General features: G+C 68.1%; 23 protein-coding genes. 12 read left to right on the top strand and 11 right to left on the bottom strand.

Translation table 11 applies throughout. The features are described from left to right. Positions 1 to 234 precede the first annotated feature (234 nt). Positions 235 to 1,527: a DUF2254 domain-containing protein gene (locus tag AB8K43_RS01330; RefSeq protein ID WP_370890589.1), complete on the top strand. Its 1,293-nt coding sequence runs from the start codon at positions 235 to 237 to the stop codon at positions 1,525 to 1,527. Next, positions 1,527 to 2,402 carry a mechanosensitive ion channel family protein gene (locus AB8K43_RS01325; RefSeq protein ID WP_370890587.1) on the top strand — a complete coding sequence of 292 codons (876 nt, stop codon included), beginning with the start codon at positions 1,527 to 1,529 and terminating at the stop codon, positions 2,400 to 2,402. Before AB8K43_RS01330 ends, AB8K43_RS01325 begins: the two co-directional genes overlap by 1 nt. Before the next feature lie 80 nt (positions 2,403 to 2,482). Here the strand turns inward: AB8K43_RS01325 and AB8K43_RS01320 are convergent, their stop codons facing one another. Both AB8K43_RS01320 and gntA read right to left on the bottom strand, forming a co-directional pair. Further along, positions 2,483 to 3,160, bottom strand: coding sequence for a DUF1989 domain-containing protein (locus AB8K43_RS01320; RefSeq protein WP_370890585.1), 678 nt, complete (start codon positions 3,158 to 3,160; stop codon positions 2,483 to 2,485). Beyond that, positions 3,161 to 3,880: a guanitoxin biosynthesis heme-dependent pre-guanitoxin N-hydroxylase GntA gene (gntA, locus tag AB8K43_RS01315; RefSeq protein ID WP_370890583.1), complete on the bottom strand. Its 720-nt coding sequence runs from the start codon at positions 3,878 to 3,880 to the stop codon at positions 3,161 to 3,163. A 190-nt stretch (positions 3,881 to 4,070) separates the two neighbouring features. On the opposite strand from gntA, the gene AB8K43_RS01310 reads away from it, so the two are divergent. Beyond that, positions 4,071 to 4,547, top strand: a complete 477-nt coding sequence (locus AB8K43_RS01310) for a DUF3253 domain-containing protein (RefSeq protein ID WP_370890582.1) — start codon at positions 4,071 to 4,073, stop codon at positions 4,545 to 4,547. Positions 4,548 to 4,570: 23 nt separating this feature from the next. Here AB8K43_RS01310 and gdhA read toward each other — a convergent pair whose 3' ends face one another. Next, positions 4,571 to 5,917 (bottom strand): NADP-specific glutamate dehydrogenase, encoded by a 1,347-nt coding sequence (gene gdhA, locus AB8K43_RS01305; protein WP_370890580.1) that lies wholly within the window; start codon positions 5,915 to 5,917, stop codon positions 4,571 to 4,573. 62 nt (positions 5,918 to 5,979) lie between these two features. Beyond that, the gene (locus AB8K43_RS01300) at positions 5,980 to 7,467 is read right to left on the bottom strand and encodes an LCP family protein (protein ID WP_370890578.1); all 1,488 of its coding nucleotides are present in this window, start codon (positions 7,465 to 7,467) and stop codon (positions 5,980 to 5,982) included. 313 nt (positions 7,468 to 7,780) lie between these two features. Between AB8K43_RS01300 and AB8K43_RS01295 the strand changes: the two genes are divergently transcribed. Then, positions 7,781 to 8,626, top strand: a complete 846-nt coding sequence (locus AB8K43_RS01295; protein ID WP_370890576.1) for an SGNH/GDSL hydrolase family protein — start codon at positions 7,781 to 7,783, stop codon at positions 8,624 to 8,626. Between the two features lie 161 nt (positions 8,627 to 8,787). Here the strand turns inward: AB8K43_RS01295 and AB8K43_RS01290 are convergent, their stop codons facing one another. The 4 genes from AB8K43_RS01290 to dnaK form a co-directional block, all read right to left on the bottom strand. Continuing rightward, positions 8,788 to 9,249: a heat shock protein transcriptional repressor HspR gene (locus AB8K43_RS01290; protein WP_370890574.1), complete on the bottom strand. Its 462-nt coding sequence runs from the start codon at positions 9,247 to 9,249 to the stop codon at positions 8,788 to 8,790. Between the two features lie 161 nt (positions 9,250 to 9,410). Beyond that, positions 9,411 to 10,466, bottom strand: a complete 1,056-nt coding sequence (locus AB8K43_RS01285) for a DnaJ C-terminal domain-containing protein (RefSeq protein WP_370890572.1) — start codon at positions 10,464 to 10,466, stop codon at positions 9,411 to 9,413. A gap of 42 nt (positions 10,467 to 10,508) precedes the next feature. Beyond that, positions 10,509 to 11,162, bottom strand: coding sequence for a nucleotide exchange factor GrpE (grpE, locus tag AB8K43_RS01280; RefSeq protein WP_370890570.1), 654 nt, complete (start codon positions 11,160 to 11,162; stop codon positions 10,509 to 10,511). Continuing rightward, positions 11,159 to 13,045 (bottom strand): molecular chaperone DnaK, encoded by a 1,887-nt coding sequence (gene dnaK, locus AB8K43_RS01275; protein ID WP_370890568.1) that lies wholly within the window; start codon positions 13,043 to 13,045, stop codon positions 11,159 to 11,161. Before dnaK ends, grpE begins: the two co-directional genes overlap by 4 nt. Positions 13,046 to 13,550: 505 nt before the next feature. Between dnaK and AB8K43_RS01270 the strand changes: the two genes are divergently transcribed. The 8 genes from AB8K43_RS01270 (at position 13,551) to AB8K43_RS01235 (ending at position 21,610) form a co-directional block, all read left to right on the top strand. After that, positions 13,551 to 14,093, top strand: coding sequence for a GNAT family N-acetyltransferase (locus AB8K43_RS01270; protein ID WP_370890565.1), 543 nt, complete (start codon positions 13,551 to 13,553; stop codon positions 14,091 to 14,093). Positions 14,094 to 14,836: 743 nt separating this feature from the next. Further along, a complete protein-coding gene (locus AB8K43_RS01265; protein ID WP_370890563.1) occupies positions 14,837 to 15,232 on the top strand; it encodes an NUDIX domain-containing protein in 396 nt (131 codons plus the stop codon). 86 nt (positions 15,233 to 15,318) lie between these two features. Further along, the gene (locus AB8K43_RS01260; RefSeq protein ID WP_370890561.1) at positions 15,319 to 16,428 is read left to right on the top strand and encodes an NAD(P)H-binding protein; all 1,110 of its coding nucleotides are present in this window, start codon (positions 15,319 to 15,321) and stop codon (positions 16,426 to 16,428) included. Further along, positions 16,425 to 17,450, top strand: a complete 1,026-nt coding sequence (locus AB8K43_RS01255; protein WP_370890559.1) for an acyl-CoA dehydrogenase — start codon at positions 16,425 to 16,427, stop codon at positions 17,448 to 17,450. Before AB8K43_RS01260 ends, AB8K43_RS01255 begins: the two co-directional genes overlap by 4 nt. A gap of 4 nt (positions 17,451 to 17,454) precedes the next feature. Further along, positions 17,455 to 19,458: a PIG-L family deacetylase gene (locus AB8K43_RS01250; RefSeq protein WP_370890558.1), complete on the top strand. Its 2,004-nt coding sequence runs from the start codon at positions 17,455 to 17,457 to the stop codon at positions 19,456 to 19,458. A gap of 189 nt (positions 19,459 to 19,647) precedes the next feature. Next, positions 19,648 to 20,718 carry an alkene reductase gene (locus tag AB8K43_RS01245; RefSeq protein ID WP_370890556.1) on the top strand — a complete coding sequence of 357 codons (1,071 nt, stop codon included), beginning with the start codon at positions 19,648 to 19,650 and terminating at the stop codon, positions 20,716 to 20,718. Positions 20,719 to 20,751: 33 nt separating this feature from the next. Continuing rightward, positions 20,752 to 21,138, top strand: a complete 387-nt coding sequence (locus tag AB8K43_RS01240; protein ID WP_370890554.1) for a hypothetical protein — start codon at positions 20,752 to 20,754, stop codon at positions 21,136 to 21,138. A 31-nt stretch (positions 21,139 to 21,169) separates the two neighbouring features. Beyond that, positions 21,170 to 21,610, top strand: a complete 441-nt coding sequence (locus AB8K43_RS01235; protein WP_370890552.1) for a MarR family winged helix-turn-helix transcriptional regulator — start codon at positions 21,170 to 21,172, stop codon at positions 21,608 to 21,610. A 63-nt stretch (positions 21,611 to 21,673) separates the two neighbouring features. Here AB8K43_RS01235 and AB8K43_RS01230 read toward each other — a convergent pair whose 3' ends face one another. From AB8K43_RS01230 to AB8K43_RS01220, 3 genes are read right to left on the bottom strand one after another with little or no spacing between them, the layout of a single operon-like run. Next, on the bottom strand, positions 21,674 to 21,868 hold the full coding sequence (locus AB8K43_RS01230) for a DUF6767 domain-containing protein (protein ID WP_370890550.1): 195 nt from the start codon (positions 21,866 to 21,868) through the stop codon (positions 21,674 to 21,676). After that, positions 21,865 to 22,737, bottom strand: coding sequence for an LLM class flavin-dependent oxidoreductase (locus tag AB8K43_RS01225; RefSeq protein WP_370890549.1), 873 nt, complete (start codon positions 22,735 to 22,737; stop codon positions 21,865 to 21,867). The genes AB8K43_RS01230 and AB8K43_RS01225 overlap by 4 nt, the downstream gene beginning before the upstream one ends. Continuing rightward, positions 22,737 to 24,257, bottom strand: a complete 1,521-nt coding sequence (locus AB8K43_RS01220; RefSeq protein ID WP_370890547.1) for an MDR family MFS transporter — start codon at positions 24,255 to 24,257, stop codon at positions 22,737 to 22,739. Before AB8K43_RS01220 ends, AB8K43_RS01225 begins: the two co-directional genes overlap by 1 nt. Positions 24,258 to 24,320 lie beyond the last annotated feature (63 nt).

Here is a 24,320-nt window from a genome sequence, read left to right as displayed (position 1 = left end):
ACCCTTCGCGCGGCCTTCGCTTCACTAAAGCGCCGTATCAAGGATCAGGCCCGGTTCGTCCCCCTTCATGCCGAAGGGAGATGAGCCGGGCCTGACCCATCTGCGGCTCTCTGCGGGTTACGGCCTCATCACAGTCTCGACCCATTCGGTGAATCCACGCTCGTCGCTCGGCCCGCTGTGGGCTGACCCGGTTAAGTTGACGGGTATTACCTGGCGGTAGAGATTGGAGAATCCGTGGCGTCATCGCAGGCCAGCAGCACTTCCCGAGCGCGCGGGGAGATCCCCGACATCCCATCGCAGACCTGGTGGGACCGACTCTGGGCGCGTTTTTGGATGCTGCCGCTGTGGATCGTGATTGGTGCCCTGATCCTCGGCTTCGCCCTCCCGATGGTCGACAAGGCGCTTTCGGGTGTCCTCCCCTTCATCTTCGAAGGGGGCCCAGACGGAGCCCGCGCGATCCTCACCACCATCGCCACCGCGATGATCTCGGTGACTGGTCTCGTCTTTTCGATCACGATGGTTGTCTTGCAGTTGGCGAGCAGCCAATTCACGCCGCGCGTGCTCGGGACCTTCCTCTCCAGCCGCATCACCCAGGCCACCCTCGGCGTCTTCACCGCATCCTTCGTCTTCGCCCTGACCGTCTTGCGATCGGTCCGCGGCGAGGAGACCAACTCGATCTTCGTGCCGCAACTGTCGGTCTCGGTCGCCTTTCTTCTCGTCCTCGCGAGCGTCGGCCTCTTCCTCGCCTTCATCCACCACATCACCTCCTCGATCCAGGTCACCAATGTGATCGCTGCCATCGGCAGTCACACCCTGAAGCTCACGGACCGGCTCTACCCCGTCTCTGCCGACGAGCAGGACAACCGCCTCGGACGGACCTGGTCGCCCGAGGCCGGGACCAGCCGCCAGGATGTCCTCGCGGTGGGGCGGCACGGCTACATCAGCTACATCAACTACTCCCGCCTGATCGACCTCGCCCGAGAACTCGACGCGGTCATCTCCGTGGGCGAGGAGATCGGCACCTACGTGGTGGAGGATCAAAAGCTCGCCCACGTCTGGGGCGCTCGCGAACTCGACGAAAGCGACCTCGCGACCATCGGGCGCTGCATCACCCTCGACAGTGACCGCTCGATGTACCAAGAGGTCGGCTTCGGGATGCGCCAACTCGTCGACATCGCCGAAAAGGCCCTCTCCCCCGGCGTGAACGACCCGACGACCGCCACCCAGGTGATCCATCAGATCCACCGGATCCTGCGGGTCCTCGTCCGGCGCGCCTCCCCAAGCCCCTACCTGATCGATGACGAAGAGGTCGTGCGGGTGGTCCACCGGCCGCAACTCATCGAGGACCTGATCGCCCTCTCCGGTGAGGAGATCGAGCACTACGCGAGCGAGTCGGTCCAGGTACCGCGACGGCTCCGGGAGATGTACACGGACCTGCTCGAGATCGCCGATCCGCGCTACCGGCCCGCTCTGCAGCGGCGCCTTGAGGTCCTCGACGAGACGTGCGGGACGCTCCAGGAGTCCTGATGCTCACTCCGATCGCCTCGTCCCCCTTCGTCTTCGACCTCCCAGCGGTCAGCGGCGAAGCGCTGCGGTGGGGACTCGGGGTCCTCGCGGTCGCGATGATCCTCGCGTGGCTGCTCCGGCGGATCGTCCGGCGCGTGCTGTGCCTGAGGGGAAGGGGGCCGAGCTCGGCCGATGTCTTCGGCCGAGTGGCGAGTTGGATCGTGATCGGCTTCGGCGTCGCCGCAGCTCTGACGATCGTCTTCCCGAGCGTGAAGCCGGTCAACATCCTCGGCGGCGTCGGGGTCATCTCGATCGCCGCCGGTATCGCCTTCCAGACCGTACTCGGCAACATGTTCGCGGGCCTGGTCCTGCTCGGCCGGGATCGCTTCCGGGTTGGCGATCAGATCGGGATCCGCGATCACCGCGGGACCGTCTCGCACATGGGGCTCACGTCGACGTCGGTCCGCACCTTCGACGGTCGACTCGTGGTCTTCCCCAACGGGGTGCTGCACTCCGAACCCGTCATCGTCCAGACCGGCTTCGAGCAGGTCCGCTCCACCATCGCGGTCGACCTCGACGACACGACCGACCTCGACCGGGCGATCAAGGTCGCCCTCGCCGCGATGCGCATGCTCCCGCAGGTGCTCGACGACCCCCTTCCGCAGGCCCTGCTCACCGAGATCGGGACCGACACGGTCCGGATGGAGATGCGGTTCTGGTCCGGAGCCCGAGAGCTGGACACCAAGGAAGCGACGCACGCCGTGATCCGGCGGGTCCTCGCCGACTTCCGCGAGGAAGGGGTGGCCACGGGCACCGATGTGCGGATCATCGAAGCCGGGGAGGAGACCCGCGCCCTGATTCGAGAAGCGACGGGGAAGGGCGCGAAGGGTCAGTGAGGTCGTCGACTGTGCACAAACCGACACTTCCGCGCACCTGAACCGCGCGTCAGGCCCCCGACCTTGCACTCACCGACGTTTCAGCGGGATGCGCGCGTCACCAGGTAGTCGATCGGCGTGCACTCGCCGTTGTTCGACTTCTCCGCCGAGCACGCCGTGATCCCGACGACGATCGGGGCGAGCGCGCGGATCGTGAAGCGATCGCCCGGTGTCGTCGGCGGCGGATCGATGTGGAGTTCACCGTCGCTGTCGGTCCACACGTCCATGAAGACGTTCACTGTGGTGCCGATCGACCCCGGCGCCACACCATGAGGAGTGAGCGCTTCGACGAGGTTCGCGTGACAGGACCGGTGCGGCGCCCCACCGAATTCGGGGTACAGCAGGTCGAAGGTGTCCTGACTGCAGGGAGTCAGCGTCATGTCGTGGACACCGACCGTGTCTTCAACGACCATCGCGAGCGGCTTGCTGTTTTGGCTGTACAGCGTGGTGCCGACGCTGAGGTAGAGCGAGTTGCCGTAGTCGATGGTGCGCCCCGACGAGAACTGCTCCGCGGGATCGTCGCGCAGCACCGGATAGAGGTCGCTCACCTGCTCGCCGAGGGGGTCGACGATGGTGAGCTCATCCCCTTCGGCGAGGACCACCGCCGCACCATGCTGGGGCGCGATCCGGACATACCCCTCCGCTGGCCGCTCGGCGTCTCCCGGGTAGGGCTGCGTTCGGGTCAGGCGAGCCTGATGACGGGTGCGGGCTGGGTTCACTCACGGCTCCTTCGGGAAGGGGGCGAGCCAGGTCGGCGGCACGGCGCGCCCCGAGTACTGGCGCGCCTCCGAGCTATCACCGTAATCATCAACCATCGGGTTGACCGACCCGTTGAGCGCCTCGTCGCGGCGCCGAATCGTCTCGCGGATCCGCGTGAACCGGGCGTCGCTGCGCAACTGCTCGAACTGGGCGTGGAGGTTGAAGACCAGCGTCGGCAAGGGCGTCCGGCGGCCGATCCGCGACGCAGCCGGATGGAGCCCCACGATGAAGTAGGCGGTCTGGTGGTAACTGAAGGAGAAATGCGCCGAGGAGGGGTCCGCGGAAACCTCAGGCGCCCACGGTTGCTCATCGAAGCGGTGCAGGCGCCGAAGGGCAGCCCACAGCAGGGTCTCGAACTGCTCCTCACTCCTCGTGACCGGCTCCCGGAAGACGGCGATCAGCGAGACCAGGTCGCCCATCGACGTGCCGGCATCGACGCTGCGGGTGCCGAACGCCTGGAGCTTCTCACCGAGCAGGTCGAGGCTGCCCCCGTCGCTCGTGTCACCAAGGTCGTCCAGGACGATCACATCGGCACTCTCCCGTCGGAAGACCGAGCGGGCGCCGAGGCAGGGGTAATCGGGGTGGTCAACCATGGTCCGCAGGGCGTCCAAGATGTCGGCATCGGGAGCGGTCTGCAACTGGTGGCGGGCCTGCTCCTCAAGGAGGGCCGGTAGGGCCATGGTGGAAGTGGGAGGACGGGCCATTAAGAGCTCAGCGCCTTCGGCCAGGTCGCGGATCCGCCCGCGCGCGCGGCGCCACATGGACGTGGTACCTCTGCCACGCTAGCCCTGGAGTTGGGTTCCGGGCGCTCCACCAAGGGGTGGTTCTTTCGGGGCCTCCCTGCAACTGGACGAGGAGGACGGACCAGTCGTGACATCCCCTGATCGCACCGAGGATGGCCGTTACATCGTCGTTGACGGGCGACGGTGGCGCGCGAGCGACCCCGAGATCCCGGAGAAGTTACGGGCCGAACTGGTCTCGGAGTTGATGGCCGCACGTCGCCTCGTGAAGACCGAAGGCGACGCGGTCCGCCACCGCGTCAACGACGCCAAGGTCGCGCTCGGCGAACGCGGCGAGCCGTGGTGGGAGCCGACCGACGAGGGGCGCCGCGATCGGATGACCGCCGCCTATCGGGCACTGCTGCGCCACCGCCAGGGGACGGTCTGCCCGAGTGAAGTCGCCCGGATCGTTGGCGGCGACCACTGGCGGTCGGTCTCGACTGCTGCCCGCCAACTGGCGTTCGACCTCGCCGATTCGCAGGTCGTCGTGATCACCCAGAAGGGAGAAGAGGTCGGGCGCGATGCCCGCGGGCCGATCCGCGTCGGTCGCGGAGCGCGCCTGCCCTAAAGCCGATCGCCAGCCAGGTCTGGCTAGATCACACCCATCGCGAGCATCGCGTCGGCGACCTTGATAAACCCGCCGATATTGGCGCCCGCCACGTAGTCACCGGGCGAGCCGAACTCGTCGGCGGTGGTGAGGCAGTTGTCGTGCAGGCCCTTCATCACCTCGTGGAGCCGCTCCTCGGTGTACTCGAAGGTCCACGAGTCGCGCGAAGCGTTTTGCTGCATCTCCAGCGCGCTCGTCGCAACCCCGCCGGCATTGGCGGCCTTGCCCGGGCCGAAGCCGACACCGGCCTCACGCAGGGCCCGGATCGCGCCGGGCGTGCACGGCATGTTGGCACCCTCGGCGACGATCTCGACTCCGCCCTTGATCAGTGCGGCGGCGCCCTCTTCGTCCATCTCGTTTTCGGTCGCACACGGCAGCGCGATCTGGCAGGGGACATCCCAGACGGAACCGTCGGAGATGACCGTGGCCCCATCGCGCTCGGCGGCGTAGTCCGCCACGCGTCCTCGGCGGACCTCCTTGACATCCTTTAACAGGTCCAGGTCGATGCCAGCCTCGTCGAGCAGGTACCCCGAAGAATCACTACAGGCGATGACGCGCCCGCCGAGCTGGTGGACCTTCCCGATCGCGTAGATCGCGACATTACCCGCGCCGGAGACGACGACCCGCTTGCCGTCGAGGCTCTCCCCCTTCGCCCGAAGCATCTCTTCGGTGAAGAAGACGGTGCCGTAACCGGTCGCCTCGGTCCGCGCCTGGGAACCGCCCCAGGTGAGCCCCTTGCCTGTCAGGACCCCCGCCTCGTAGCGGTTGGTGATCCGCTTGTACTGCCCGAAGAGGTAGCCGATCTCGCGCCCGCCGACCCCGATGTCGCCGGCCGGGACGTCGGTGTACTCGCCGATGTGGCGATAGAGCTCGGTCATGAAGGACTGGCAAAAGCGCATGATCTCGCCATCGCTGCGCCCCTTCGGGTCGAAGTCCGAACCGCCCTTCCCGCCGCCGATGGGCAGCCCGGTGAGGGAGTTCTTAAAGATCTGCTCGAAGCCGAGGAACTTCACGATCCCGAGGTAGACACTCGGGTGGAAGCGCAGGCCGCCCTTGAAGGGGCCAAGCGCCGAATTGAACTCGACTCGGAAGCCGCGCTGGATCCGCACGCCCCCGTCATCATCGACCCACGGGACCCGGAAGATGATCTGACGCTCCGGCTCGCAGATCCGCTCGATGATCGAGGCCTGCGCGTACTCCGGCCGACGGTCCACCACCGGGGAGAGGGACTCGAGCACCTCTCGGACGGCTTGGTGGAACTCGTTCTCTCCGGGATTGCGGCGCAAAACCTCGTCGAGCACCGGCTCCAGGTCGGGGTGTAGAGCAGTCATAGCTACGCATCATCGCAGCCCGTGGTGGCGGCACCGGAGGGGAGGTCTACCGGGGAGCGCGCTCAGCAGGTGGTGGCGATGTCGCTTAGCTCGTCATCGTGGGTCGTCGGCGATGGCTGGCTCGGCGTGGTCGATGATGTCGGTGACGGAGTCGACGTCTTGGTCGGCGTCTTCTTCGCCTTGGGCTTGATCGCCGCCTGGATCTTCTTGTGGATCGCGTCGTAATCGGGGTTCGTCACGTCGACGACCTTGTTGGTGAGCGGGAGCGACTTGATCGAGCCCTCGTCTTGGATTCGCAAGACGAGCGTCGCCCAGGCCTGGAGATCTTGCTGCGGGATGTCGACATCGACGTTCTCCTGCAACACCTTCGCCAGGGCCGGGTAGCGGGCGAGCATATTGATCGGATCGACCTGGTTGACGAGCGCGCCAACCATGCAGCGCTGGCGCCGCATCCGGGAGAAGTCGCCGTCGGCGGAGTCGGCGCGCGAGCGCGCATACCAGAGGGCGTGGTAGCCGTCGAGGCGCTGCCGACCGGGCTCGATATAGCCCGTGGTGCCGACGACCTGCCCGTTTTCGACCTTGCAGCCGATGCAGAGCCGCTCGTGGACGTTGACCTCGACGCCACCCATGGCATCGACGAGGGCCCGGAAGCCCTTCAAGTCCACGATCGTCGTGTAGTCGACCTTCAGGCCGAGGATCTGGCTCACTGCGTCCTTGGTGACGACGAGCCCCGGCTCCTCCCCCTTCGGGAAGAGGTTCGCGTTTTCCGAGCCGAGGGTCCAGACGTACTCCATCAGGCACTCGGAGCCGCAGTTATAGCCGTTGGGCCACAGTTTGCTGATCGGGTTCTCGGGAGAGAAGGGGATGTTTTGCAGGTTGCGGGGGATGCCGAAGAGGACGGTGTCGCCCGTCTGGGTGTTGATGCTCGCGACCATCACCGAGTCGGGGCGGATCCCGATGCGGTCGGGCCCCGCGTCCGAGCCGATCAGCAGGACGTTGACCCGCTCCGTGCCGGCCCAGGGGTCGTTGCCGGCCGTGGGACCGACCGCGCCAGAGGGTCGCACGCTCGTGAAGACGTCATTGATCAGGCCGCGCTGGATCACCGCGTAGCGCGCCGATTGCGCGGCCGGGGCGAAGACGAGCAGGCAGGCGATCGAGGCGAAGACGACCATCGCGACCCGCGGCGCCCCCTTCGCGGTCCGCGGCATATTGTCGCGGGCGGTCAGCACGATGCCCGTGATCCAGATGGCGCAGGAGAGCAGGATCAGCGGGATCAGCCAGGCGAGCGCGGATCGACTGAGGCCAACCTCGAGGACCGAACGGGTGACCCCCTTCGTCAGCGCGTAGATCAACAGGCCGAGCGTGCCGACCACGAAGGAGGTCACGATCGCGATGCCGAGGCGGCGTCGGGAGCGGATGAGACCCAATCCGGGGATCAGCAAACTCGCGAAGGTCAGGACGTAAAAACGCCGGACCTCGCGGGCGCGGCGGCGGGCGGCTAGGCCTCGCTCTCCACGGCGCGTGCGCTCCTGGTACTCCGGCTCCAACACTCACCCAACTTCATCGGACCGCCATTTCCGGGCAGGCGGAACGGCCAACCCTGGAAATGGTGGCACACCGCGCCGCTGAGACCTATTCGTGATCTAGGCGGGTCGGGCTTTTGGCCGATCGTCGGGGGATCGGGCCGGGTGTAACTCGGCGGAAGGGGGACTGCGGCGCGGCCGCGAGGTCGGGACGCTCGGGCGTGCGGTGAACGCCCGGCAACAGGCTCCGGCACGCGCGATGACGGTCGGTCGAATCCTTGCCCGGGACCCCATCCTGGGCTTGCCCTGCGGTTTCGTCCTCGGCTGCGATAGGCACATCATGGCTGGGCTATTCGTCGCGATCGGAGACTCCTTCACCGAAGGTGTCGGGGACCCAAACCTGCACTACCCCAACGGTGTTCGCGGTTGGGCGGACCGGATGGCGCGACAGCTGGGTCGCGCCGACCCGCACTGGCGCTACGCCAACCTCGCGATCCGCAGCAAGTTCCTCGGGCAGGTCGTCGCCGACCAGATCGAGCCGGCCCTCGCGCTTTCCCCCACGCACATCTCCTTCTACGCGGGCGGCAACGATCTGCTGACCTTCCGCACCGACCTGCCGTCGCTCCTTCGACGCTATGACGAGGCGCTGCAACGCCTGGTCGCGAGCGGCGCGCACGTCCTCGCGTTCACCGCCTTCGACACCCGCGCTTCGCCGTTGCTGGAACCGCTGCGGCGGCGGGTGCTCGCCTTCAATAACGGTGTGCGTGAGATCGCCGCGGCGCGGGGCGCTCATCTGCTCGATCACACGTTGATGCGCGAATACGAGGACCCGGCGCTGTGGTCACGCGATCGGATTCATATGTCCCGCTACGGCCACAAGCGAATGGCCGCGCATGTCCTGACGGCGCTCGAGATTCCCCACACCCTCCAGCTGCGCGATCTCGTGCCGCATGAACCTCGTGGGTTGCGGCACGCGGCGCGAGCGGAGGCGAAGTTCGTGCGGACCGAGATGCTCCCCTTGGTCAAGCGTCGGTTGACCGGCGTCTACGAAGGGGACACGCTCCGGCCGAAGTGGCCCGAGCCCATCCACCCGGCCGATGGGATGAAGCGGCTCGCCCGTGACCGGGCCGACGAGGCTCCCCCCTTCGCGGGGTTCATGCCACCGGGCCAGCCCTTGCCTCGATAGCGATCGACGGTTGGCGGGGTCGCTCGGTGGCGGCGTCCGTCGGCGCCCGGTGAGGCGTCGGCGTGAGCTCGCCCCCTTCGGCGCCGGAAAATGTCAGGTGCCGCGGATGTTTCCGCGGCACCTGACATTAAGCGCGCCATGAGCGGCGCGGGATCCGGCTGCTAGCCCCGACTCGGCCGCCACGGAACGACGTCCTGACCCGCACGACGGGCGCGGGGGCGCTCGCCGGCGCGAAGGGCGACGACGTCACCGTTAGCACCGACGGCGAAGAAGCGAGCGCCAACCCCGGTCGCCGCCCGGAGAGCGTCGACCTCGGCGTTCAGCTCGGCGACCCGGGCCCGCAGCGCCTCGACTTGATGCTCCAAGTCAAAGATCTGCGAGATCGCGGCGAGCGAGACCCCTTCGGACTGCGAGAGGCGCTGGACCTCGCGCAACCGGGCCACATCGGCCGCCGAGTACCGACGTCCTCCACCGCGGGTTCGCGAGGGGGTGACGAGACCGAGCCGGTCATATTGCCGCAAGGTCTGGGCGTGCATCCCCGCGAGCTCGGCGGCGACGGAGATGACATAGACGGGGGTGTTGTCCTCGGGGGTCATCCCCGAAACGTGTGGACCTGTGGCCATCGCCGACATCTCCTTTCGCAGCTGCGGCGTCGGATTCTGGCACCCCCTTCCCGACTTTGCTTAAGCACGGCCCAGGTGCTCATCCTCGAGGGTGAGCATCGAGGCGGTGCTTAAGCAAAGTCAGGACGAAGGGGTTGGGGGGGAGGCGGGGAGGCAGGGGGTTAGGCGCGGGCCTTGGCGATCAGGTCCGCGCGGGGGTCGGTGTCGTCGGCGCGCAGGGCCTCGACGGCCTCGCGCTCGGCGTCGGTGAGCTCGGTCGGAACGACGATCTGCACCTTGGCGATGAGGTCACCGGGAGTGCCGGACTTCGGGTGGACTCCGCGGCCGCGCACGCGCAGCGATCGTCCGCTCGGAGTGCCCGGCGCGACCTTGACCCTGACCGGCTTCCCGTCGAGGGTCGGCACCTGCACGGTCGCCCCGAGAGTGGCCTCGGCGAAGGTGATCGGGAGGTCGACCACGAGATTGTTGCCGTCGCGGGTGAAGACCGGGTGCGGCTCGACGCTCACCTTCAAGATGAGGTCTCCCCGCTCGGCACCGGGGTCACCGTGACCCCCCTTCCCGCGCAGCTTGATCTTCTGGCCGTCCTTGACCCCGGCGGGGATCCGGGCGTGGACCTGCTCGCCGTTGACGGTCAGGGTGACCGTCGAACCCTCCACGGCATCGCGGAAGGGCAGGGTCGTCGACGCGGTGAGGTCCGGCCCTCGCTGCGGCCCGCGGGGGGCGCGGAAACCCGCACCGCCACGGCCGCCGCCGAAGGGGGAACCGCCGCCGCCTTGGCCGAACATCGCGAGGATGTCTTCGATGTCGGGCTCGTCGGCGCCACCGGAGTAGCCGCCCCCGCCGAAGGGGGAACCGCCGCCGGTCGAGTACCGCACGCGGGTCCCGCCGCCTCCCCCGCCGAACATGTGCGAGAACACGTCCTCAAAGCCACCGGCATCGCCGGCGCCTCCGGGACCACCGGCCGTGAACCGGGCGCCGCCGCGCGCCATCTGGCGGATGGCGTCGTACTCCTCGCGCTGCTTGGGATCGGAGAGCACCGAGTGGGCTTCACCGATGTCCTTGAACTTCTGCTCGGCCGCATCGTCCCCGGGGTTTTTGTCGGGGTGGTACTTGCGGGCGAGCTTGCGATAGGCCTTCTTGATCGCCTCGGCGTCGGCGTCCTGCGGGACGCCGAGGATGGCGTAGAAGTCCTTTTCAAACCAGTCCTGGCTGGCCATGTCCTCCTCCTCTCGGAAGGGTCAGGCGGCGGTTGCCGCGAATCAGTTGGGGTCGGCCACCGCGACCCGAGCGGGCCGCAGCACGCGGTCGCCGGTGCGGTAGCCGGGCTGGAGCACGGTCACGATCGTCGTGGTGGTCGCATCCTTCGGGAGCGCCTCGTTGGAGTCGTCCCACGGGGCGTTCATCAGAGCTTCGTGGAAGACCGGGTCGAAGGACTCCCCGACGGCGCCGAAGCGCTCCAGACCGTACTTGCCGAGTCCCCCTTCGAGCTTGTCGGAGATCGAGGCGAAGGGGGTGCCTTCGGTCAGATCGCCGTGCTCACGGGCGAGGTGGATCTCGTCAAGGATCGGCAGGAGGGACTCGAGCACATCGCCAATGGCGCGCTGCTGGATGTCGGCGCGGTCGCGGTCGACGCGGCGCTTGTAGTTGACGTACTCGGCCATCAAGCGCTGGTGCTCATCGAGCGGGACCGTCGGAGCGTTGTCGTCGGGACCGGTCGAACCGGCGGGAGCCTCCGATGGGGCGGAGCCCGCCGCCTCCTGCGAGGCGACGGGCTCACTCCCTTCGGCCTGCGGCGCGGCGCTCTGGCCGCCCTCAGGACCCCCGGCGGAGGCGGACCCGTCCGGGCCCGCCTCGCCGACCGTGACGTCCGGCTCCTCGGTCGAGGGGCTCTGGTCGCGGGGGGTGTCGGTCACTTCTTCTCCTCGTCGTCCTCGACGACCTCAGCGTCGACGATGTCATCGTCGGCATCCTGGCTCGCGCCGGTGCTGTCGGCCTGCGGCTGCTCGCCACCGGCCTGCTCGGCCTCGGCCTGGGCCGCGTAGAGGGCGGCGCCCATCTTCTGGGACTCCTCGTTCAAGGTGTTGACCTTGGCGTTGATGTCCTCGACGGACGCGGTCGACTCGGGCTTCAGGTCCTCCTTCAGCGCGGCGAGGGCGTCGTCGACGGGCTTGCGCTGCTCGTCGGTCAGCTTGTCGCCGGAGTCGGTGAGGAACTTCTCGGTCGAGTACACGAGGTTCTCGGCGTTGTTGCGCGCCTCGGTCTCCTCGCGACGCTGCTTGTCCTCGTCGGCGTGCGCCTCGGCCTCCTTGACCATGCGCTCGATCTCCTCCTTGGAGAGGGCAGAGCCACCGGAGATGGTGATCTTCTGCTCCTTGCCGGTGCCCCGGTCCTTGGCGGAGACGTTGACGATGCCGTTGGCGTCGATGTCGAAGGTGACCTCGATCTGCGGCACGCCACGCGGCGCCGGCGCGATGCCGGAGAGTTCGAAGGTGCCGAGCGGCTTGTTCTGCTGAGCGATCTCGCGCTCACCCTGGAAGACCTGGATCAGCACGGACGGCTGGTTGTCCTCGGCGGTCGAGAAGACCTCGGAGCGCTTGGTCGGGATCGCGGTGTTGCGCTCGATCAGCTTGGTGAACAGGCCACCCTTGGTCTCGATACCGAGCGACAGCGGGGTGACGTCGATGAGGAGCACGTCCTTGCGCTCGCCCTTCAGCACACCGGCCTGCAAGGCCGCGCCGAGCGCGACGACCTCGTCGGGGTTCACGCCCTTGTTGGGCTCCTTGCCGCCGGTCAGTTCCTTCACGACCTCGGTGACGGCCGGCATACGGGTCGAGCCACCGACGAGGACCACGTGGTCGATGTCGGAGACCTTGATCCCGGCGTCCTCGATGACCTTCTTGAAGGGGGCCTTCGTGCGGTCGAGGAGGTCCTTGGTCATCTTCTCGAACTGGGCGCGGGAGAGGGTCTCGTCCAGGTGGATCGGGCCGTTCTCGCCCATCGAGAGGTACTGGAGGTTGATCGAAGTGGAGTTGGCGCTGGAGAGTTCCTTCTTCGCCTGCTCCGCGGCGTCCTTGAGGCGCTGCATCGCGATCTTGTCCTTGGACAGGTCCACGCCGGAGGTGTTCTTCACCGTGGTGAGGAGGTGCTCGACGATCCGGTCGTCCCAGTCGTCGCCACCGAGCTTGTTGTCACCAGAGGTCGCGCGGACCTGGATGGTGGCGAAGCCGTCGTCGGGGTCCTTGCCAACCTCGAGCAGCGAGACGTCGAAGGTTCCACCGCCAAGGTCGAAGACGAGGATGAGCTCGTCCTCCTTGCCCTTGTCGAGCCCGTAGGCGAGGGCGGCGGCGGTCGGCTCGTTGACGATGCGCAGGACGTTCAGCCCCGCGATCTCGCCGGCTTCCTTGGTGGCCTGGCGCTCGTGGTCGTCGAAGTACGCCGGCACGGTGATGACCGCGTCGGTGACGTCCTCGCCCAGGTAGGCCTCGGCGTCACGCTTCAGCTTCTGCAGCGTGCGCGCGCTGATCTCCTGCGCGGTGTAGCGCTTGCCGTCGATGTCCTCGGTCTTGTAGTCGCTCCCCATGTGGCGCTTGACCGAGCGGATGGTGCGGTCGGCGTTGGTGACGGCCTGGCGCTTGGCGATTTCGCCGACCAGGACCTCACCGCCCTTGGTGAAGGCGACGACCGACGGAGTGGTGCGACCGCCCTCGGCGTTCGCGATGATGGTGGGCTCGCCGCCTTCGAGGACAGCGACGGCCGAGTTGGTGGTTCCGAGGTCGATACCGACTGCACGGGCCATGTGATGCTCCTTCGTCTGTGCTTGGCAACGGCAGGGCCGGATGGCTCCGCCGCAGAAGTTGAGTTGTCTTCACTCAGGTTGCCTGGCTTCGTGGCCGTGCGCAACCCCAGCGTCGAAAACTTGAGTACATATGACTCAACTATGCGAAGGGGTGAGATGTTCCCCCTTCGCCAAACTTTTTTTGCCGACCCGTGCGGCCATAACTGTCGGATCCCATCGACGATGTCACCGTCCCATCGGAGTGGTCACCGGTCTGTCATCGGTCCCACCGATGCGTCACTGGCGACTCGCGAACGTCCCGACCGCGGCGTGATGGGTCGTCGACACCGGCCTTCGCGGCCAGCACCCGGCACACATGTCCAGATCAGGCCCGCCGCGGCCATCAGCGGGTAGCTCAATGCGGCCCTGGACCCGCACCATCGGGGCACGAGCGGGCGAGCGCGGCCACCCCAGACACCGGCGATAGCGGAAGGAGTCGACGTGGGTGCGCCTCTAGAGTCTGGCCATGACCGTCACGTTGACCCGGCTGGATCCGACTGGGGCTGACCGCACCGCCCTGATCGACTTCCTCGTGTCGAACACCTGGCCCTTTCACAGTGCCACGCACCGCAGCCATGACGATGCAGCCGCGGTCATCGACAGCGGCGGCTACCGCGATGACGGGAACGACACGTACTGGGTCGATGACGACGAGGTGGGAAGGATCGGCTTTATTCGGTTCGAGGACTTGACCAGCTCGCCGCTGTTCGACCTGCGGCTCGGTGAGTCCGCGCGCGGCCACGGATACGGCGTCGAGGCGCTGCGGGCCGGCACGCGCCACGTGTTCACGACGATGCCGCAGGTGCACCGCTTCGAGGGGACCACCCGCGCCGACAACGTCGCCATGCGTCGCACCTTCCAAGCTGGGGGATGGGTCAAAGAGGCCCACTACCGCCAGGGATGGCCGAGCGAAGAGGGGCCCGCCCTGGACGCCGTCGGATACGCCATCCTCCGCAGCGACTGGGAATCCGGCACCACCACGCCCGTGCCATGGGATGACCTGCCCTGACGAACACGACCCGCGGTGTTGACGTCTTGTCATGACAGATCCGTGAAACCACGACCGCCGATGATCGTGCTGACTCCGGCCGCTGAGGCTTCGGACACGAACGGGGGTTTGACGGTGGTGCGGATGATGCGTCATCGCCCCAGGTCAGCGACGCGCTACCCGTGACAAGCCAGCCGGGAACCGACACCCGTGTGCAAGTCCCAATGCAACCTGTCACCTCCGGGCACCGTATGTCACGGCATACCACTTCCGCGCCTCTGGCTGCGACGGGAGAACTCTGAATGCCATGGCCGTCGCGGGGCGGCGCCGAGGGCCCCGTGCGCCGTTCCAGAGTGAGAAAAGTAGAAGAGCCCTGCACCGCGTCTCGGAGAGAAACAAAGGGCAGTGGTTGGCGCTCACCGCCCGGAGGTCCCATATGAGTGCATCAGCAGTCCAGCCACGGCCAGGGAAAGGCTGGCGCGACGACCCGATCAAGTGTGAGGCTCACGACACACTCGGTCGTGCGCCAGTTGCGCAACGCGCTGCGCAACTGATCGCCCGGTCAGCCCCGGACGCATGCGACTCGATCGGCCCGGCCCAACCCTCGGTCCGTATCCAGCCCCCGCCGATGACGAATCCAGCGGCGACAAGACGGGCACGAGGAGCCCAATGCAGTTAACGGCTCGGCGAGGCACCGGAACCTACAGCTCGGTAGAGCCGCTTGATCAGCGGTTGGCTGATCAAGTGCTGGGAGACTCGGCGTCATGAGGATCCGGATCGCTGTCGCTGCGCTCGTGCGCGACGGTCGGGTGCTCTTGGGTCACCGGCACCCCCTTCGCCGGTGGTATCCCGATTGCTGGGACCTGATCGGGGGCCACGTCGAGGACGGTGAGACCGCCGAGGAGGCCGTCCGACGCGAGTGCCGTGAGGAACTCGCGGTCACCATCAACGACCCCGAGCCGATCGACATCACATTCGCCGACCCGAGCCTCACCATCACAGCCTTCGTGGTGACGCGGTGGCAGGGCGAGCCCACCAACGCCGCGCCCGACGAACACGACGACCTGGCGTGGTTCACGCCCGCGGACGTTGCCGAACTCACCCTGGCCGATCCTGGGATTCGTGCCGCCCTCCAAGCTCTCGCGCGCAATTCGGGCTAACGCCGCGCGAGGGGCCACGACGAGGACTGCCCTTTAGGGGGGTGTGGGGAGGTGAGCGGTGCTGAAGGGTGAAAGGCGCACCTCGCGTGCAGTTTTGCCTCCCCCTGATCCACGCCCACCCGATGGAGTTGCGCATGCGCATCCTCGTTACCGGCGCGACGGGCTACATCGGTAGCCGCGCCGTGCCCGCCCTTCTCGATGCCGGACATGACGTCCGTGCGGCGTTCACCTCGCCCGACAAGGCCCCCACCTTCTGGTGGTCCACCCACCCCCGCGTCGAGGTGCAGGAGTTCGACGTATTTGATGCCGACTCCGTGCGCGCGGCCGTTGCCGGGGTCGACGGCGTGCTTTACCTCATCCACAGCATGGACGGCGACGACTTCGCCGAGAAGGACGATCAGGCCGCGAGCACCATGGCCGAAGAGGGCGCTGCCGCCGGGGTCTCGAAGTTCGTCTACGTCAGCGGCATCGTGCCCGATGTCGACGAGTCCGAACTGTCCGAACACATCACCTCTCGCCTGAGCGTCGAGCGGACCCTCGCCGACTCGGGCGTCCCGACCATCACCCTGCGCGCAGCGGTCATCATGGGCTCGGCGTCGACGAGTTTCGAGATCATCCGACAGATCTCCGAGCGGCTCCCCGTCCACGCGGTGCCGGAGTGGATGGACTCGACGGTCCAGCCGATCGCGGTCACGGATGTGACGGCCGCGATTGTCGGGGCCTTCGCCCACGATGGGCCGAGCCACGCCTACGACGTCGGCGGTCCGACCGCCCTGCCGTACGCGGACCTGCTCCAGACCTATTGCGAGGTCGCTGGCATCAAGCGGTCGCAGGTCTCCCTTCCGGGCGTCTCCAGCGATGTCGTCGGGGTGCTCGCCGGGTCGATCACCGATGTGGACTCCGCCACCGTCGAGGCGCTCATAGATAGCCTCCACCACGACATGGTGGTTGCCGACGATGACTTCGTCGAAGACCTCCTGCCCGGCGGTCACGAGCTGGTCGACCTCGAAGAGTCCATCCGCCGATCCCTGGCCGCGCCCGATCTCGAGGCCGATCCGGCCAACCGCGATCCGCTCGGGCCGATGCCGTACGACCCTGACTGGGCCGGCAGTTCCCACGGGGGGCTCGACACGGCGAAGGCCGCCGTCAAGGCCGTCGCGAGCAGCATCGCGCAACGCCTCCCCTCCTCCTCGTGACCTCTGCGCCCGGGCTCGCCGACTTACCCGAGGTGGATTGGCCACACCTCAGCGATAGCGATCTCCTCGAGCGAGCCATCGCGGCCGCGCCTCGACTCGCCGAGCGGCTCCCCCTTCCGGCGGCTGGCCAGACGCCGCAGCTGTGGCGCTCGCTCAGTGAGCTCGGCGCCCTCGACCTCACGCTCGCCCGGATCGTCGAGCCCCACCTCGACGCGACCGCGATCCTTGCGCAGGCGGGCCTCGACAGCCCGGACCTTGCTGATGGGCTCTTCGGCGTCTTCGCGGCGGAGGGTCCGGGCGCGCGGCTCACGGCCACCGAAGGCGAAGGGAGCACCTGGCGCCTCAGCGGGTCCAAGCCGTGGTGCAGCCTCGCCGACCGAGTCACGTCGGCGCTGGTCACCGCCTGGGTCAGTGATCGCGAGCGCCGCCTCTTCCTCGTCGAGGGTCTGCAATCAGACGCCAGCGGCTACCGCATCGAACCCACCCCCTGGGTCCCCCGTGGCCTGCGCCTCGTGCAGAGCCCCACCGTGATCTTCGACGAGCGCGCGGCGATGCCCGTCGGGGACGTCGGGTGGTACCTCACGCGTCCCGGATTCGCTTGGGGCGGAGCGGGAGTCGCCGCGATCTGGCTCGGCGGTGCGATCGGGGTGGCCCGCCGCCTGTGGCAAGCGAGCGAGCACCGCGAACCCGACCAGATTGCCCTCATGCACCTCGGCGCGGTTGACACCGCGATCGCCGGAGCACGAGCGCTACTCGACCAGGTCGGCGACGAAGCGGACAACGGCGCCGAAGGGGGTCACGCCGCCACCCTCGCGTCGCGCGCTCGTCAAAGCGTGCATCGGGTCGCCGAAGAGGTGCTCTGGCGCGCCGACCACGGGCTTGGCCCGGGACCCCTCACCGCTGACGAAGCTCACGCTCGCCGCGTCGCGGACTTGAGGGTCTATCTCCGCCAGGACCACGCCGAGCACGACCAGGTAGCCCTCGGGACACGCCTTCGCGCGGCGGGCACCTGCCCGTGGTGACCGGATGAGCGCGGACTGGGAGGTCGGCGTCGTCATCCCGGCGCGTAACGAAGAGGACCTCATTGCGCGCTGCCTCGATTCGGTGACGGGCGCCATCGACGCCCTGAACGCCGAACGCCCTGATGTCACCGTCCGCGTGGTCGTCGTCCTCGACTCCTGCACCGACGCGACCGCAGACATCGTGGCCGGCTACCCGGGGATCTCCACCGTCACGACCAGCGCTCAGGTGGTCGGGGCCGCTCGCGGCGAAGGAGTGGAGGCCTTGCGCGACAGGGGGACTGGCCGCCGGCTCTGGATCGCCAACACCGACGCCGATAGCGCCGTCCCGACCGACTGGCTCACCGCTCACCTCGACGCCGCAGAGGCCGGGACGGACATGGTCGTCGGGATGGTCTCGATCGACCGCGAGGAAGCGACCCCCGGCCTGCAAGATCTCCTCGGCCCGGAACTCGATGTCGGCGACGGACATCCGCACGTCTACGGCGCGAACCTTGGCTTCACTCTCGACGCGTATGACCAGCTCGGCGGGTTCGCCGCCATCTCGGCGCACGAAGACGTGGCCCTGGTCGACGCCGCCCGCGCCGCAGGGCTGACCGTGGAGTCGACTGCGGGACCGCGCGTCCTCACCTCTGCCCGCCTCCACGCCCGTGCACCGCATGGGCTCGCGGCCTATCTGCGCCACCTCACGCAGCCGGAGGCTCATCTGGTCGACGTCGCCCAATCGGCCCAACCTCTTGTCCCCGAGGATCTGATCGCCGCCGGGCGGATCGTGGTCGTGGTGGCCCACCCCGACGATGAGACCCTCCTCGCCGGTGGCCTGATCGCCTGCGCGGGCGAGGTGGGCGCTGAGGTCGTCGTCATCGTCGCAAGCGACGGTGAGGCATCCCACCCGCACAGCCCGACCCACTCGTCGGCGCAATTGGCGCGGTTGCGCCGCCAAGAGGTCGCGGCAGCGGTGACCGCGCTCAACCCGGCGGCGACGCTCGTGCGGCTGGGGTTGCCCGACGGGCGACTGGCCGCCTACGAGGACGTGCTCGCCCGAAGCCTGCAGGCTGCCCTCGGACGCGGATCGATGATCGTCACGACATACGCCAAGGATGGCCATCCCGACCACGAGGCGGTCGCCCGAGTCGCCTCCCTGGTGAGCGCGCGGACGGGCTCGCGCCTCCTCCAGGCTCCGCTCTGGGCGTGGTTCTGGCAGGCCCCCTTCGAGATCGACGAGGGAGCCGTCGCCCTTCGCCTCCCGGCGGATGCGCGGGCGGCGAAAGCCGCCGCGATCGGCAAACACACCAGCCAAATCTCGCCGCTGTCCGCCGATCCTCGCGACGAAGAGGTCGTGCCCGAAGAGGTCGTGCGCGCCTTCTCGCAGGGCGTGGAGGTCTTCATTGACTGCGGTGTCGACCAACGCTTTAGCCTCGACGACCTCTACGACCGCGGCGATGACCCGTGGCGCTTTCAGGGGTCGTGGTACGAGGAACGCAAGCGCGCGCTCACGATGGCACTCTTCCCCTCTCGCAACCTCGGACGCACTCTCGAAATCGGTTGTGCCACAGGCCTGCTGACGGTGGAGCTAGCGCAACGAGCCACCTCGGTGATTGCTGTGGACATCAGCCCCCGGGCGGTTGCCCTCGCCCGGAAATCCGTCGCGGAGGCCGGCCTGGACGGGAGCGTCGAGATCGTCCCGGCCGTGATCCCCGAGCAGTGGCCGGGCGGGTCCTTCGACACGGTGCTTATCAGCGAGGTCGCCTACTTCCTCACCGAGGAGCAGTGGCGCAGCACCCTGGCACGGGCCGCCGAGTCGCTCACCCCGACCGGCACCCTCGTGCTCGTCCACTGGCAGCGCTCGGTCGACGGCTGGCCGAGCGACGGGGTCCAAGCGCACCGGATCGCCTGCGAGGAGAGCGGACTCGAGGTCGTGGCGCGTTGGCGTGAGGTCGACGTCGAGGGCCTCGCCCTACGCGCCCCGGGACTCCCCAGCGTCGCCGAGGGTGAGGGTCGGGTCACCTGACGAGCACGCCCCCTTCGCCAGAGTCGACCCCGGAAACTCCCGTTTTCTCGCGGAACTCCAGGAGAAATCGGGAACTTCCCGAGATGCCAGCGGGCCACTCGGCCCGCCCCACGCGGATTAGATTGTTCACGATTAGTTTGTGTGCAATGCTTATCGCCGCCCCTCAACCCGTAGGAGATAGACCCCCTTATGACCACGCTCTTCGACCCGATCCAGGTCGGCGCCTTCACCGCACCGAACCGCATCGTGCTCGCCCCCCTCACCCGGAACCGGGCGGGCGCTGGCATGGCTCCGATCGAGCTCAACGCCGAGTACTACGCCCAGCGCGCCGCTGGCGGCTTCCTCGTCGCCGAGGGCACGCAGCCGAGCGCCGTCGGCCAGGGGTACCTCAACACCCCCGGCATCCACTCCCCCGAGCAGGTGGCCGGCTGGCGTCTCGTCGCTGACGCGGTGCACGAGCGCGGCGGTCGGATCGTCGTCCAGCTCATGCATGTCGGCCGGATCGCCCACCCCGACAACAAGGACGGCCTGGAGACCGTCGCCCCGAGCGCCATCGCCGCGCCCGGGACCATCGTGACCGCCGATGGCGAGAAGCCGATGGTCACCCCCCGCGCTCTTCAGACCAATGAGCTGAAGGGGGTCATCGACGAGTTCGTCCACGCCGCCCGCTGCGCGATGGAAGCCGGAGTCGACGGAGTCGAGATCCACGCCGCCAACGGCTACCTGCTCCACCAGTTCCTCGCGCCGTCGAGCAACCAGCGCGACGACGAGTACGGCGGTTCGCCGCAGGCCCGCGCCCAGTTCGTCATCGAGGTCGCTCGCGCGGTCACCGAGGCGATCGGAGCCGACCGGGTCGGGATGCGGATCTCGCCCGCCCACAACATCCAGGGCGTGATCGAAGACGACGCCGAGCAGACCCGCGAGACCTACGAGACCCTGGTCGACGGCATCGCCCCCTTGGGCCTGGCCTACCTCAGCATCCTCGCCGACCCCCGCGCGGAACTCACCACCGACCTGCGCCGCCGCTTCGGTGGTGTCGTGGTTCTCAACTCCGGCTTCGGCACGGTGACCACCCGGACCGAGGCGGAGGAACTCGTCGCGAGCGGCGCCGCCGACCTGGTCGCTGTCGGGCGGCCGTTCCTTGCCAACCCCGACCTGCCGGCGCGGTGGGCCCGCGACGCCGAGCTCAACGACCCCGACCCGTCGACCTTCTACGGCGGCGGCGCGCACGGTTACACCGACTACCCGACGATCGCCTGACGACAAAGACCTCGAGCAGAAACGGAGTTCCCCATGAGAATCCCCCGCACCGCCGCCCGCCTGGGTCTCGGCGCCTTCTTGGTCCTTGCCGGATCCATGCACTTTAAGGACGGCAGTCGTCAGGCGTACGCGAAGATGGTTCCCGACTGGGTGCCGGGCTCCAAGGACGGTGTCGTCCTCGCGTCCGGGGCCGCCGAAATCGCTCAAGGCGCCGCGCTGATCGCCCTTCCCCGGCATCAGCGGGCCCTGGGCAACCTGATCGCCGCCTTCTTCGTCGGCGTGACCGCGGCCAACGTCCACCAGTACCGCGAGCGGTCCAGTGCCTTCGGGCTCGACACCGACCGTAAGCGGACCGTGCGCCTCGCAGTCCAGCCCGCGTTCGTCGCGTGGGCTCTCGCGGCGACGCGCGGCTCTCGCTGACTGGTAGCGCGAGAAGTGGGATCATCGTGAGGTGAGCGACGCCCCCCTTCTCGGTGACCAGTTGTGCTTCGTCATGTACGCGGCCTCCCGGTCACTGACGAACGCCTACCGTCCGGGCCTTGCTCGACTCGGCCTCACCTACCCCCAGTTCGTCACCTTGCTCGTCGTCGCCGAGCATGACGGGCTGGGGGTGGCCGAGTTGGCCGCCCGGCTGCACCTCGACGCGAGCACGCTCTCGCCACTGCTGAAGCGGATGGAGGCGCTGGGCCTGATCGAGCGGACCCGGTCCAGCACCGACGAGCGACGAGTCGTGGTGACCTTGACCGAAGCGGGCCGCGACATGACCGGCCCGGCCGCCGAGGTGCGCGAAGAGGTGGCCGCGCGGCTCGCCCTCACTCCCGAGGAAGCCGAGACCCTGCGCACCCTCAGCCAGCGCCTCATCGCCGGGTACGAAGACACCGATCCCGCCTAAACGCGCCCGTGCCGCCCGCCCCTTTACCTGGGGACGGACGGCACGCGCGGTGTTGCGGACGACCTACTCGCCCTTGCGAGCGGCCTTCATCTCGGCCTTGAGCTCGAGCAGTTCATCGTCGGACTGCACGAGATAGACCAGTCCGCAGTCTTGGGGGCCGGTCGCGCCGGGGAAGCACAGCGAGCAGGGCTCGCCATCTCGGATTGGACATTTCGGAGTCGGCACGCGCCGGGCACGCTGCCCAGTCGAAGGGGTCATGACGCCTCCCCGCGGTGCTTCGCCACGGCTTCGCGGACCGCGGGGGCGATCTCTTCACCGATCCGGCGCAATTCCCGCTCCTCCGGCGGGACGCCGAAGACGTACGCGTTCATGCCGTACTCGAGGGTGAAGGAGGTGAGCATGTCCACCCACTGCGCCGTCGACCCTCCGCCCCAGACGTTATAGATCCGGTTGATCTCGCTCGGCGAGCGACCCGCCGCCAACGCGGCGTCGTCCATCCGGGCATGCATGTCGCCGAGGTCCTCGGGCGGCACGAACGACAGGGACGGCAGCCAGCCATCGGCGTAGGTGCCGAGCAGGCGAAGCATGCGTGGCCCCTTCGCGCCCAACCAGATCCCGACGCGGTGGGCGGTCGGCGGACCAGCGTGGGCCCCCTTCACCGGGTAGTACTGGCCGTCGAAGGTGAGCGAACGGCGCCCTTGCGCATCGAACCACCCGCGCAGCAGCACCAGGGCTTCCTCGACGGCATCGACCGACTCCTTGGGGGTGCGCCGAGGGGTCCCCAGCGCCTCGATGCCATCCCAAAAGACGCCGGTCCCAAGGCCAAGCTCGGCGCGCCCACCCGAGAGCGCATCGATGCTGGCGATCGCCCGGGCCATCATCGGCACACCGCGAAGGGGGAGATTCGCGACATCGGGGAAGACCCGAATTCGCTCGGTCACCGCCGCCATCGAGGCCAGCAGGGTGAAGGCGTCGAGATGACCGGAGTTGTACGGGTGGTCTTGCACCCCAATCAGGTCCAGCCCGACCTGGTCGGCAACCCGGGCGGCGGAGAGGAGCTCTCGCGAGTTCACCGCGTCGGGGCCAGCGAACCAGCCGAACTCCACCGGGCGTCCGTAGTCGGTCATCATTGCCTCCCAGTCGTCGTCGACGGGTCCAGCCTGGCATTAACCGGCGCGACCGGCGAGTCCCCGCCGACCGCGGTGAGGACGTCATCGACCTTGGCGTGCTCCACGGGGGACGGGGTCCGGCTCGCCGCGGCGTCGGCGTCGCGGATCATCAGGGCGAGGGCCACACCGAAGACGCCGATGAGCCCGCTCACCAAGAAGACGTCGTGGTAGGCCCCGAAGGAGGCGCTCACCGGGTCGACACCTTCCGCACCCAGGCGCTGGCTCATCCGCACCGTCAGGGTTGTCGCGAGCAGCGCGACACCGACGCTCGCGGCCACCTGGCGCGAGGTGGAGAACAGAGCCGACGCACGCGCAGTGTCAGCGAAGCTGATCTGCGAGAAGGTCGCGGCCTGGAGCGGGACCATCACCATGGCGCCCGCCATCCCCATGAGGAACATCGACGCACGGATGATGTTCAGGCTCGTCTCCGGGCCGAAGGTCATCATTGCGAACTGGCTCGCCGCGATCACGCTGAAGCCGGTGACGAGCAGCCGCCGGGGACCGAAGCGCTGGAAGAGGCGGTTGGTGAAGGGCAGCAGCATCAGCATGCCGATGGCCTGGAAGGCGGTGAGTAGCCCGGACTCGGTCGCGGAGAGACCGCGTTGGGTCTGGACGAGGATCGGGATGACAAACATCGCCCCCATCGAGGCCCCGGCAGCCGGCAGCATCAAGACGTTGCCGAGGGCAAACATCCGATCCTTCAGCAGGCGCAGGTCGATCATGGGCTCGCGGACCCGCAGCTCGGCGATCACGAAGATCGCGGCGAGGGCAAGGCCGAGGGCGACCAGTCCGAGGGTGGTCGCGTCTGCCCAACCGTCGCGCGCTCCACGCTCGAGGCCGACGAGCAGCGTGGCGAGACCACCACCACCGGTGAGGAAGCCGATGACATCGAAGCGACCGGAGGCGGTGCGCTCACCAGGCTTGAGGACAAGGGCGCTGAAGATGATGCCGATCACGCCGATCGGGACCTTAATGAAGAAGACCCAGCGCCACGACACATTGTCGGCGAGCCATCCGCCGAGGACCGGACCAAGCATCGGCGCGAGGGTGGTCGGGATCGCGAGCATCGCCGAGGCGCGAGCGCGCTCATTCGGGGGGAAGGCGCGAAACAGCATCGCGGTGCCGACCGGGGTGAGCAGGCCGCCCCCGATACCTTGCGCGACGCGGGCGGAGATCAGTTCGTTGACCGAACCCGCGGTGCCAGCCCAGAGGTTGGCGGCGGTGTAGACCGCGAGCGCGAAGATAAAGGTGCGCTTGTCACCGAAGCGGTCGGCCACCCACCCGGACGCCGGAATGAAGCCGGCGAGGGAGACGAGGTAGGCGGTGATGAGCCACTGCAGTTGCGCGGTGTCGGCACCGAAGTGCTCGCCGAGGATCGGCAGCGCGGTATTGAGCACCGTCATATCGAGGATCTCGAGGAAGAGACCCATGACGAAGGCCATGGCGACGAGCCATTTATAGGGAACGCGGGAAAACATGACGGACAGCTTTCGGTCAGCAGGGGTATGGGAACCGGGGTGGTGAGCCCCGACAGCGCTGTC

The sequence above is a fragment of the Janibacter sp. GXQ6167 genome, assembly GCF_041365945.1.
Lineage (GTDB): Bacteria > Actinomycetota > Actinomycetes > Actinomycetales > Dermatophilaceae > JBGFSK01.
The sequence above is the reverse complement of the archived record's forward strand: the minus strand, read 5'-3'. Positions and strand labels throughout refer to the sequence as shown.

Bases quoted from the DNA above. Each gene is read 5' to 3' on its own strand.
- AB8K43_RS01325 (WP_370890587.1), top strand. From the start codon at position 1,527: ATGCTCACTCCGATCGCCTCGTCCCCCTTCGTCTTCGACCTCCCAGCG.
- AB8K43_RS01225 (WP_370890549.1), bottom strand. From the start codon at position 22,737: ATGACCGACTACGGACGCCCGGTGGAGTTCGGCTGGTTCGCTGGCCCC.
- AB8K43_RS01250 (WP_370890558.1), top strand. From the start codon at position 17,455: ATGAGCGCGGACTGGGAGGTCGGCGTCGTCATCCCGGCGCGTAACGAA.
- AB8K43_RS01240 (WP_370890554.1), top strand. From the start codon at position 20,752: ATGAGAATCCCCCGCACCGCCGCCCGCCTGGGTCTCGGCGCCTTCTTG.
- AB8K43_RS01265 (WP_370890563.1), top strand. From the start codon at position 14,837: ATGAGGATCCGGATCGCTGTCGCTGCGCTCGTGCGCGACGGTCGGGTG.
- AB8K43_RS01245 (WP_370890556.1), top strand. From the start codon at position 19,648: ATGACCACGCTCTTCGACCCGATCCAGGTCGGCGCCTTCACCGCACCG.
- gntA (WP_370890583.1), bottom strand. From the start codon at position 3,880: ATGGCCCTACCGGCCCTCCTTGAGGAGCAGGCCCGCCACCAGTTGCAG.
- AB8K43_RS01270 (WP_370890565.1), top strand. From the start codon at position 13,551: ATGACCGTCACGTTGACCCGGCTGGATCCGACTGGGGCTGACCGCACC.
- AB8K43_RS01220 (WP_370890547.1), bottom strand. From the start codon at position 24,257: ATGTTTTCCCGCGTTCCCTATAAATGGCTCGTCGCCATGGCCTTCGTC.
- dnaK (WP_370890568.1), bottom strand. From the start codon at position 13,045: ATGGCCCGTGCAGTCGGTATCGACCTCGGAACCACCAACTCGGCCGTC.
- AB8K43_RS01285 (WP_370890572.1), bottom strand. From the start codon at position 10,466: ATGGCCAGCCAGGACTGGTTTGAAAAGGACTTCTACGCCATCCTCGGC.
- AB8K43_RS01230 (WP_370890550.1), bottom strand. From the start codon at position 21,868: ATGACCCCTTCGACTGGGCAGCGTGCCCGGCGCGTGCCGACTCCGAAA.
- gdhA (WP_370890580.1), bottom strand. From the start codon at position 5,917: ATGACTGCTCTACACCCCGACCTGGAGCCGGTGCTCGACGAGGTTTTG.
- AB8K43_RS01295 (WP_370890576.1), top strand. From the start codon at position 7,781: ATGGCTGGGCTATTCGTCGCGATCGGAGACTCCTTCACCGAAGGTGTC.
- AB8K43_RS01290 (WP_370890574.1), bottom strand. From the start codon at position 9,249: ATGGCCACAGGTCCACACGTTTCGGGGATGACCCCCGAGGACAACACC.